Here is a 9921-nt window from a genome sequence, read left to right on the forward strand (position 1 = left end):
ACCGGCTGCTCCTGGGTCGGCCGCTCCTGGTCCGGGGCCGGCGCGGGCACCCACTGCGGGTGCTCGCGCTCGGCCCAGCGCCGGTCCACCAGTCCGGTCCGCATCCCGCGCCGGGCCTCGGGATCGCGGACCGCCATCCGCACGTGCCCGGCGATCACCACGGCGATCGCCGCCGCGAACCAGTCGTGGACGAAGGTCGCGCCGGTCCGCCAGGCCGGCGGCGTCAGACGGACGAGCCACATCACCAGCCCCGTCCCGACGATCACCAGCATCGACCCGAGCGTCCACTGGGCGTACAGCTTCTGCCCGGCGTTGAACTTCCCCGCCGGACGGCGCGACCCACGCGCCCGTACGGCCCGCAGCCACGCCCGGTCCGCGGGAACGAACCGGCTCAGCCCGGACACGTCCGCGCGCACCGCGCGGAAGGCCAGTCCGAGCAGCAGCGGCACCGGCAGCGCGAGGCCGCACCACACGTGCACGGTGACCACCAGCCTTCGGCGGCCGACCAGTTCGGCCAGTGGCGGCAGGTAGAGGCAGCCGGCGGTGGCCAGGCAGGTCAGCATCAGCGCGGCGGTGGCGCGGTGCACCAGGCGCTCGGCCCGGGTGAAACGGAGCAGCAGGTCAGGCGGTCGGCGCATCGTCACGTCCGTTCGAGCGGCCGACCCAGGCGTCGGTGTCGTAGCCGAGTTCCTCCCAGTAGCCCGGCCGCACCGTGTCGGTGACGGTGATCCCGGAGAGCCACTTGGCCGACTTGTAGAAGTACATCGGGGCCACGTACAGCCGCACCGGGCCGCCGTGGGCGTGGGAGATCGGGGCGTCCCGGAGCTTGAGCGCGACCAGGACGTCGTCCCGCCGGGCCTGCTCCAGGGTGAGGCTCTCGGTGTACTCGCCGTCGAAGCAGCTGAACCGCACCGCCCGGGCGCCCGCCGTGACGCCGGCGGCGTCGAGCAGGTGGGCCAGCGGCACACCCTCGAAGGGGGTGTCCGGCACCCGCCAGCCGGTCACGCACTGCACGTCCCGCACGATCCGGCGCTGCGGCATCGCCCGCAGGTCGGCCAGTCGGTAGCGGCCGGGCCGTTCCACCAGCCCGTCCACGGTCAGGGTGTACGTGTCCGCGTCGCGGGTCGGCACCGAGGCGACCACCGAGTAGTACCGGAAGCCGCCTCCTCCCGGCAGCAGGCCGGTGAGGCCCGTCGGGTCCCGGCCGGCCACCGCCTCCTGGGCGCGCAGGAGGTACGGGCCGGCCGCGACTCCCGCCGCGCCGAGCCCGAGCAGGCCGAGCACCACGCGGCGGCCGACCGGAGTGCCCCGGCCCTCTTCGTTCTGTTCGCTCACACTGCCGATCCGACCAGCCGGCGGGCCGAGGGGCCAGGGTCCGCGCCCACCCGTCAGACTTTCGTCATTTCCGGCCGCCCGCCGCCACGGCTTCCCTCCGCCACGGCTGCCCGCCCCTCGACGTACTGCCGCAGCAGCGGGACCAGGAGGACGACGCACAGCGCGGTCCCGTAGGAGAGCTGCTGCGCGCTCTGCCCTCCGGTCAGGTAGAGCGCCTGCCCGGCGGCCGGGACGGCCAGCCACTCCCAGCGGCCGTCGAGGGCTACCAGTGCGACCACCAGCAGCCCGTACCACGGGTAACCGGGCGCGACCAGCAGCAGCGCGGTGCCCGTCACGAGCAGCGCGCCCTCCCAGGGCCGCTCCCGGTCGCCCCGAAGGAGCACCCGGACCACCACGATCGCCAGCACCAGCCCCGCCGCCCACGGTGCGAGGCGGTCCGACAGGACCAGGCGCAGCAGCCCGAACCGGTCGATGTGCCCCTGCTCGTAGCCCTCCTCGCGCAGGTAGCCCGGCAGGTAGCCCAGGACGGAGGTGCCGGAGGCGGCGACGTACGGCAGGTAGGAGAGGGCGAACGCGCCCAGCGCGGAGCCGAGGAGCAGGACGTCGCGGCGGGTCGGGCGGCGGGCCAGCAGGCCGGACAGCGCCCCGGGAAGGACGAGGGCCGGCAGCAGTTTGGTGGCGGTCGCGCCGCCGAGGAGGAGTCCCCCGCGAACGGCTCGGCCCCGGGCCGCGCAGCCGAGCCCGGCGACGGTGAGCAGCGCGCCGAGCGTGTCCACGTGCGCGTCGTTGACCGCCCACACGGTCACGCCGGGGAACCACCCCCACAGCGCGGCGCGCCACGGCGCCCGCCCCGTTCCCAGCAGGAGCCCGGTGGTCGCCACCGCCAGCAGTGCCCCGGCGGCCTGGACCCCGCGCACCCCGCCCCCGAAGGGGTGCACGGCGAGGAACCAGGCCTGTGCGACGGGCGGGTAGACGGTGTGCACGGCCGGCCGGTTGATGCGGGTGCAGTCCCCGGCCGCGGTCCGCCGCTCGTCCCAGCCGGTGCAGCCGTCGCCCGCCGGGAACAGCCCGGGATCGCGCAGCCGGGCCAGCGCCGGGTCGTCCGGGGTGTGCGCGTAGGGCGAGATCCCGGCGGCCTGGACCCGCCCGTCCCAGACGTAGCGGTAGGCGTCGTCGCTGGTCCGCGGCGGGGCCAGGAGTCCGACGGCGGCCACCGCGACGCTGCCCGCCAGGACCAGTGGCACCACCTGCCGGCCGGGCACCCTGCGCAGCAGCAGTACCGCGAGGGCGAAGAGCGCGACGTCAAGGAGGTACCAGCCGTGGCGCGGGAGGGCGCCGGCCTGGGCGACGGTCAGCGCCAGGGCGGTGACCAGGGCGGCAAGGGCGAGGAGGCAGCGCAGCGAGGTACGGGGGATCACGTCGGCCACCCTCCCACCGCCGGGGGCCGGCGGGCCGGGCGGCGGGGCCGCCGTTCGGATTCCGTAAGCACGTCGGAGCACCGGTCGGGCCCGTCCGGGCGCTTCGATGGACACGTGGAATCCGAACCCGCCGACTCCGGCACTCCGGCCGCCCGCCGCCGCTACGACCCGCCGCTGCCCGCTCCCCCGTCGTTCCTCCGGCGCGGGCCGTTCCGCGCGAACGCGTTCACCTCGCCGCTGCACGAGCCGCGGACGGTGGTCGTGGTGGGACGGTGGCTGGGCGCGGCCCTGCTGCTGTGCTTCCTGACCGGCCTCGTCAGCCATCTGCTCCAGGACCCGCCCGCCTGGCTCGCCCCCCACCTGCCCGCGCGCCCGGTGAACGGCTACCGCGTCACCCAGGGCCTGCACGTGATCGCCGGTCTGGCCGCGATCCCGCTGGTCGGCGCGAAGCTGTGGGCGGTCTACCCCCGGCTGTTCGAGTGGCCCCCGGCGCGCAGTGTGCTGCACGCCCTGGAGCGGCTCGGCATCGCCGTCCTGGTCGCGGCCGTCCTGCTGGAGCTGTTCACCGGTCTGCTGAACACCCTGCAGTGGTACCCGTGGCCGTTCCCGTTCCGGCAGACCCACTTCTGGCTGGGCTGGCTGGCCACCGGCGGGCTGCTGGTCCACCTGGCGGTCAAGGCGCCGCTGATCGCGGCGAACTGGTGGCGCCGGGCGGCGCCCGTGCCGGCCGGGCGCCGGGCGTTCCTCACCTCGGTGTTCGCCGCGACCGGCGCGGTCACCCTGGTCACCGCCGGACAGACCGTGCCCTGGCTGCGCGCCCTGGACCTGCTGGCACCGCGCCGCCCCGACCTCGGCGCCCAGGGCCTGCCGGTGAACCGCACCGCCGCCCAGGCCGGCACGCTCACGGTGCCGGCCGGCTGGCGCCTCGTCGTCGACGGGCCCAGGCCGTACGAACTCACCCTCGCCGAGCTCGGCGAACTCCCCCAGTACGAGGTGGAGTTGCCCATCGCGTGCGTGGAGGGCTGGAGCGCCACCGCCCGGTGGGGCGGGGTGCGGGTCTCCGACCTGCTGGCCCGGGCCGGAGCCCCGACCGGATCCGACGCCCGGGTCACCTCCCTGGAGGCCGAGGGGCCCTACCGGGTGATGGAGATGCCCGCGCAGTACGCGGACGATCCGCTCAGTCTGCTGGCCCTGCGGGTCAACGGCGAGGTGCTGACGGCGGACCACGGGTTCCCGGCGCGGATCGTCGCCCCGAACCGGCCCGGTGTCCTGCAGACCAAGTGGGTCGCCCGGATCGAGGTGGTCGCATGAGCACCGCGCTCCGCGGTCTGCTGCTGGCGGCCGGCCTCGGCCTGATCGGCTACGGCCTGTACGGGCTGCTCGGCGACCCGTACATCACCGACCCGGTCGACGTCCTGGTCTGGGGGTTCGGGGGGCTGGTGCTCCACGACGGCCTGTGGGTGCCGCTGCTGTGCCTGCTGGGCGCGTTCCTGGTGCGCGGGCCGGTACTGCGCGGCTGGCTGGTGGTCGCGGCGGCCGTCACCGCCGTCGGCCTGCCGGCCGTGCTGCGCGCCGGGGACGACGGCGGCAACCCGTCCGTGCTGCCGCTGCCGTACCTGCGCAACTGGCTGCTGGTGCTGGCCGCCACCGCCGGACTCGCGCTGCTGGTCGCGCTGGTCGGGCGGTGGCGGCGCCGGGATCCTGCCGTCGGGCGCCGGGCCCGGGCCGTCGGGTTCCGCGATCGGGCCGTCAGGCGCCGGGCACCCCGGGGAGACCGGTCGTGAGGCCGTCCAGGGCGTGCGGGCACGGGCAGTCGCGCACCACCGGGAGGCGCTCCACCGCCTTGAACAGCACGGTGCGCAGCCGGTCGACGTTGCGGGCGAACTCCTGCAGCACCTCGCCGTGGGTGACGCCCGCACCGCTCTCCACGCCCGCGTCGAGGTCGGTGACCAGGGCCACCGAGCTGTAGCAGAGCCCGAGTTCACGGGCGAGGACGGCCTCCGGGTGCCCGGTCATGCCGACCACCGACCAGCCGTTGGCGGTGAACCAGCGGGACTCCGCGCGGGTGGAGAAGCGCGGGCCCTCGATCACCACCAGGGTGCCGCCGTCGACCGGCTCCCAGGCCGCCTCCCGGGCGGCCTCCGTCGCCGCCCGCCGCCCGGCCGGGCAGTACGGGTCCGCCGTCGACACGTGCACCACCTGCGGCACCGTGCCGTCCGGCAGCGGCAGGCCGTCGTAGTAGGTCTGCGGGCGCCCCGAGGTCCGGTCGACGAACTGGTCGGGCACCAGCAGGGTGCCCGGCCCGTACTCCGGCCGCAGCCCGCCGACCGCGCAGGGCGCCAGCACCTGGCGCACGCCCAGGGTGTGCAGCGCCCACAGGTTCGCCCGGTAGTTGATCCGGTGCGGGGGGAGCCGGTGGCCCCGTCCGTGCCGCGGCAGGAACGCGACCCGGCGGCCGGCCACCTCGCCCACGAACAGCGCGTCGCTCGGCTCACCGTAGGGGGTGTCCACCCGCACCTCGGTCACGTCGTCCAGCAGCTCGTAGAGCCCGGATCCGCCGATCACGCCCACCTCGGCGGTGGGCAGGACGTCCTGGTCGACCGTCATCGCGGTCCGCCTCTCTCCTCGGGAACAGCCTCCGGGCCACTGTAGGAACGGACCGTGCCGGATCCGGACCGCCGGTCCTTACGAATCGCGAACGTCCCCCGTGCGGCGGGCGAGGAGCAGGAGCTCGCCGCCCGCGTCGCGCTCCGCCCGGGTCCCCGGTGCCGGGCCCCGCTCCCGCCGCTCGCCGTCCGGGAGGCCCAGGCGCCGCCGGAGCCGCCGCAGTGGAGCCGGCGCCCACCAGGCCCGGTGTCCCAGCAGTTTCATCGTCGACGGCACGAGCACGGCCCGGACCAGGGTCGCGTCCACCACGACGGCGATCACCAGGCCGACGCCGATCATCTGCATGAAGGCGATGGACGAGACCAGGAAGCCGCAGACGACAACCACCATCAGGAGAGCGGCACTTGTGATGATCCTTCCGGTCCGTTGCAGGCCGATCGCGACGGACTCGCCCGGATCGCCGGTGCGGTCGTAGGCCTCCTTGATCCGGGAGAGCAGGAAGACCTCGTAGTCCATCGCCAGTCCGAAGGCGATCGCCACGATCAGTACCGGGAAGTCGGCGTCGATCGCGCCGATCGGGGTGAAGCCGAACAGTTCGTGCAGACAGCCGTCCTGGAAGATCAGCTTGATCGCGCCGAACGCCGCCGAGAGCGACAGCAGGTTCAGCAGCACCGACTTGAGCGCAATGGTCACCGAGCCGAAGGCCAGGAAGAGCACCAGGGCGGAGACCACAGCGACGAACAGGGCCATCCACGGCGCCCGGGAAGCGATCATGTCGACGATGTCCACCCGGGAGGCGGGCATTCCGGTGAACCGGGTGGTGGCGGCCGCCGGCGGCGCCTGGGCCCGCAGGCCGTCCACCATGGCGCGGGCTTCCACCGACATCGGGTCCATCGAGTAGTACGCGGTGATCCGGGCCAGGTTCTCGTGGGTGTTGGTCACCGCGGCGCCCCGTACACCGGGCACCGAGTTCAACCGGGCGGCGTACTCGCCGAGCGGTCCGGTCTCGGCGCTCGCGGCGCCGGGGAGCGTGACGACGACGGTGACGGTCCTGGTCGGGTCCTGCCGGAAGTCCGTGGCGAACTCCCGGGTGACGACCCGGGCGTCCGCACCGGCGGGCAGCACCCAGTCGCCGGGGCGCGCCCAGTTGGCGCCCAGGATCGGCGCCCCCAGGCCGACCAGCAGGGCGACCACCGCGAGCGTGGTCAGCAGCGGACGGCGCATCACGGCCTTCGCCGTGCGGTACCACCGGCCCCGGCTCTCCGGCCGGGGCGCCGTGCCCCGTCCGTCCCACGGCATCGGCACCCGCCAGGAGTCGATCCGGTGGCCGGTGACCCGGAGCAGCGCGGGGAGCAGGGTCAGCGAGCCGATCACCGCGAACGCGACCACGGAGACGGCCGCATAGCCCATCGAGCTCAGGAAGCGGGACGGGAAGAGCGTCAGACCGGCGAAGGAGATGGCGACCGCGAGACCGGAGAAGGCCACCGTGCGGCCCGCGGTGGCGCTGGTGCGCTCGACGGCGGCGTCCACCGACGCTCCGGCGGCGAGCTCCTCACGGAACCGGTTGACCATGATCAGCGCGTAGTCGATGGCGAGCCCGAGCCCGAGGATGGTGATCACGTTGATCACGCTGCTGGAGACGGCGACGAAGAGGGTGAGCACGCGCAGGACCGCGAAGGACCCGAGCGCCACCACCGCGCCGACGGCCAGTGGGAGGGAGGCGGCGACGGCACTGCGGAAGACGAGCACGAGCAGCACCAGCAGCAGCGGCACCGAGAGCATCTCGGCCCGTCCGATGTCCTTCCCCGTCAGTCCGTTGACCTGCGCCGTCATCGCGGTGACGCCGCCGAACCGGACCTCCGTCCCCGGGACCTCGAAGCTGCCTTCGACGGCCTTCAGCGCCTTGACCCGCTCCTGGTCGTCCGAGGACTTGAACTGCAGCGCCACATAGGTGGCTCGGCCGTCCTTGCTGAGGAAGTCCGGGTTGCCGCCGGTGGACCAGTAGGTGTCCACCCGGGCCAGATCGGTTCGGGGCACCGCGGCCACCGCGGCCCGGATCGGTCCGGCGAGGGACGGGTCGGTGACCGGACGGTCGGCGCTGCGGTACATCACCACGACATCGTCGGCCTGCCGGCCGAGAGGTCCGGCGAGCACCTTGTCGGCCCGGGCGGACTGACTGGCCGGGTCGTCGAACCCGGCCCCGCCCGTGATGGCACCGAACACGCCGGTGCCCCAGGCGCCGGCCAGCAGGGTGAACAGGGCCGCGGCGATCAGCACCCACCGCCGGTTCGCGGCGGCGAACCTCCCGATCGACGCGATCACTTGAGCGCTCCTTCGGAGAGTGGGGAGGAGAGGGCGGTGAGGGCGGTGAGGACGCGCGCCGGGCCGCCGTGGGCCGGCGGCGGGGGCGGCGCCGCGTTCGAGGGGGCGCCGGGAGTTCGAGCCTTGGTCATGTGCCCAGCCTTCCGGCGGGGCAGGAGCGTGGGCTTCGGGCGACCGGTCGGAACAGGCGGCCGGAGGGGCCGGATCGACGGCCCGAAGAGCCGGACGGGGTGGCCGGAAGGAGGAGGCCGCCCTCCCCCTCGGGGAGGATCATGAAAGGCGCCCCTCGCCGTACAGTCCCGTCTGTGGCACGGGAATGGATCAGACGTCTCCTCAACCGCCGGTTCGGGCCGATGCGGCTGGCACTGGTGGCCTTCGGCCTGGGCTATCTGCTGCTCCTGCGGAGGCCGGCCGAGCTGGGGGCGGCGGACTGGTCCATCGGCCTGGCCGTACTGGTGCTGGCCTCGGTCGGCGGCTTCCGGCTGCTGCCCGTGGCACTCGGCCAGGCCGGGATGCTGGCGCTGGCCGAGCTGTACGCGCCGACCGTGCTGGTCGAGGTCAAGGTCGGCGCCAGCGCCGCGCTGTTCGAACTGGCGGTGCGCCGGTGGGGCCGACCGACGACGGTGGCAGCGGCGGCACTGCTGGCCGCCCAGCTGGTCTCCGCCGGTCATACCGCCGGCGGCATCGGCTCCGCCCTCTACCGGGCGGCGGTGATCGTCAGCGTCCCGGTCCTGCTGGCCGGCTACATCCGCTCGGCCGAGTCGGCGGCCCGCACCGCCCAGGAGCGCGCCCGCGAGGCCGAGCACAGCCGGGACCTCGCCGAGTGGGGCGCCCGGATGGGCGAACGGGCGGCGATCGCCCGGGAGTTGCACGACATGGTGGCGCACCATCTGGCGTCCACGGTGCTCCGGGTGGGCGTGGCGCGGCACGTCCTGCCACGGACCGACCAGCGGCTCGCCGAGGTACTGGACGACGTGCACGCCAGCGCCACCACCGCGCTCACCGACCTGCGACGGCTGCTCACCGCACTGCGGGAACCCGCCGACCAGGACCTGCCGCCCCAGCACCTGGCACCGCTGCTCGCGGAGGCCACCGGCCTGCCGGCCGCGGTGCAGGGGGTGGTGGAGCGGTCCCGGCAGGCCGGGCTGAGGATCGAGGCCGAGATCGGCCCGCGGATCTCGGAGCTGGACGCGATCCGGAGCCTGACCGTGCTGCGGCTGGTCCAGGAGGGGCTGACGAACGTGACCAAGCACGCCGGGCCGTACGCCGCCGTACGGCTCCGGGTGGGGATGGAGGAGGGGACCTTGCAGCTGGACCTGGAGAACGACCTGCCGCGACGACGCGGGCCGGACGGATCGGACGAGCTGAACGGGCCGGACGGTGCGGGCCTGCCGCAGTACGAGGGCGCCGGCTACGGGTTGCTCGGCATGCGCGAACGGGTCGCGCTGGTCGGAGGCGCCATCGACGTGGGGAAGGTCCCCGGCGGCTGGCGCCTCACCGCCAGCCTGCCCGCCTCGGCCGCCTCGGTCGCCTCGGCACCGGACCGGGGCCGACCGTGATCAGCGTGCTGATCGCCGACGACCAGCAGTTGGTGCGGGCGGGTGTGCGGATGCTCTGCGAGTCCACGGCGGACATCACGGTGGCCGGCGAGGCGGTGAACGGCGCCGAGGCACTGCGGCTGGCCGAGCGGCTCGACCCGGACGTGGTCCTGATGGACCTGCACATGCCCGGGACGGACGGCATCACGGCCACCCGGCAGATCCTGCGGGTCCGGCCCGCCACCAGGGTCGTGGTGCTGACCACCTTCGACGACGACGACCGGCTCTACCCGGCGCTCGCCGCGGGCGCCTGCGGCTTCCTGGCGAAGGACGTGTCCCCGGAGTCGGTGCTGGACTCGATCCGCCGGGCGGCCCAGGGGGAGAGCCCGTACAGCCCGAGCGTGCTGCGCAGGGTGGTGTCCCGGGCCTCCTCGGCCTGGGACACCGAGGGCGACCGGCGGCGCGACGCGGTGCACTTCACGGACCGCGAGCAGGAGGTGCTCCGACTGGTCGCGGAGGGACTCTCCAACACCGAGATCGGCGAACGGATGCACATCGGGATCACCACGGTGAAGACCCATGTGTCCAACCTGATGACCAAGACCGGCAGCCCGAACCGGGTACGGCTGGCGGTGCTGGCGATCCAGCGGGGCCTGACCGCCCCCTGACCGGCCGGCCCGCGCCGAGGAGGGGCGGGCCGG

The 9921-nt window shown here is 74.6% G+C and carries 10 protein-coding genes; 4 read left to right on the plus strand and 6 right to left on the minus strand.

What is annotated here, in order from left to right; all coding sequences use genetic code 11:
- From BI06_RS32330 to BI06_RS32340, 3 genes are all read right to left on the minus strand, one after another.
- A partial coding sequence (locus tag BI06_RS32330; protein ID WP_082558826.1) for a cytochrome b/b6 domain-containing protein occupies window positions 1–638 on the minus strand: 638 nt, incomplete at its 3' end.
- Entirely contained in the window at window positions 622–1335 is a 714-nt protein-coding gene (locus BI06_RS32335; protein ID WP_167349787.1) for a molybdopterin-dependent oxidoreductase, read from the minus strand. The genes BI06_RS32330 and BI06_RS32335, both read right to left, overlap by 17 nt.
- Before the next feature lie 53 nt (window positions 1336–1388).
- The gene (locus BI06_RS32340) at window positions 1389–2753 is read right to left on the minus strand and encodes a glycosyltransferase family 87 protein (RefSeq protein ID WP_082558839.1); all 1365 of its coding nucleotides are present in this window, start codon (window positions 2751–2753) and stop codon (window positions 1389–1391) included.
- Between the two features lie 174 nt (window positions 2754–2927).
- Between BI06_RS32340 and BI06_RS32345 the strand changes: the two genes are divergently transcribed.
- Both BI06_RS32345 and BI06_RS32350 read left to right on the plus strand, forming a co-directional pair.
- Window positions 2928–4064, plus strand: coding sequence for a molybdopterin-dependent oxidoreductase (locus BI06_RS32345; RefSeq protein ID WP_082558840.1), 1137 nt, complete (start codon window positions 2928–2930; stop codon window positions 4062–4064).
- The gene (locus tag BI06_RS32350) at window positions 4061–4537 is read left to right on the plus strand and encodes a hypothetical protein (RefSeq protein WP_063764350.1); all 477 of its coding nucleotides are present in this window, start codon (window positions 4061–4063) and stop codon (window positions 4535–4537) included. The genes BI06_RS32345 and BI06_RS32350 overlap by 4 nt, the downstream gene beginning before the upstream one ends.
- Here the strand turns inward: BI06_RS32350 and BI06_RS32355 are convergent.
- The 3 genes from BI06_RS32355 to BI06_RS54845 all read right to left on the minus strand — a co-directional run bounded on the left by BI06_RS32355 (window position 4503) and on the right by BI06_RS54845 (window position 7813).
- Window positions 4503–5360, minus strand: coding sequence for an S-methyl-5'-thioadenosine phosphorylase (locus BI06_RS32355; RefSeq protein WP_043474095.1), 858 nt, complete (start codon window positions 5358–5360; stop codon window positions 4503–4505). The genes BI06_RS32350 and BI06_RS32355 overlap by 35 nt on opposite strands.
- 78 nt (window positions 5361–5438) lie before the next feature.
- Window positions 5439–7682 carry an MMPL family transporter gene (locus BI06_RS32360; protein ID WP_063795056.1) on the minus strand — a complete coding sequence of 748 codons (2244 nt, stop codon included), beginning with the start codon at window positions 7680–7682 and terminating at the stop codon, window positions 5439–5441.
- A complete protein-coding gene (locus tag BI06_RS54845; protein WP_255360277.1) occupies window positions 7679–7813 on the minus strand; it encodes a hypothetical protein in 135 nt (44 codons plus the stop codon). Before BI06_RS54845 ends, BI06_RS32360 begins: the two co-directional genes overlap by 4 nt.
- A 174-nt stretch (window positions 7814–7987) precedes the next feature.
- Here BI06_RS54845 and BI06_RS32365 point away from each other — a divergent pair, with 174 nt between their 5' ends.
- Both BI06_RS32365 and BI06_RS32370 read left to right on the plus strand, forming a co-directional pair.
- The gene (locus BI06_RS32365) at window positions 7988–9241 is read left to right on the plus strand and encodes a sensor histidine kinase (protein ID WP_149030556.1); all 1254 of its coding nucleotides are present in this window, start codon (window positions 7988–7990) and stop codon (window positions 9239–9241) included.
- A 5-nt stretch (window positions 9242–9246) separates the two neighbouring features.
- The gene (locus BI06_RS32370) at window positions 9247–9888 is read left to right on the plus strand and encodes a response regulator transcription factor (RefSeq protein WP_233290374.1); all 642 of its coding nucleotides are present in this window, start codon (window positions 9247–9249) and stop codon (window positions 9886–9888) included.
- Window positions 9889–9921: the final 33 nt, after the last annotated feature.

Source organism: Kitasatospora sp. MBT66 (genome assembly GCF_000710405.2).
Lineage (GTDB): Bacteria > Actinomycetota > Actinomycetes > Streptomycetales > Streptomycetaceae > Kitasatospora > Kitasatospora purpeofusca.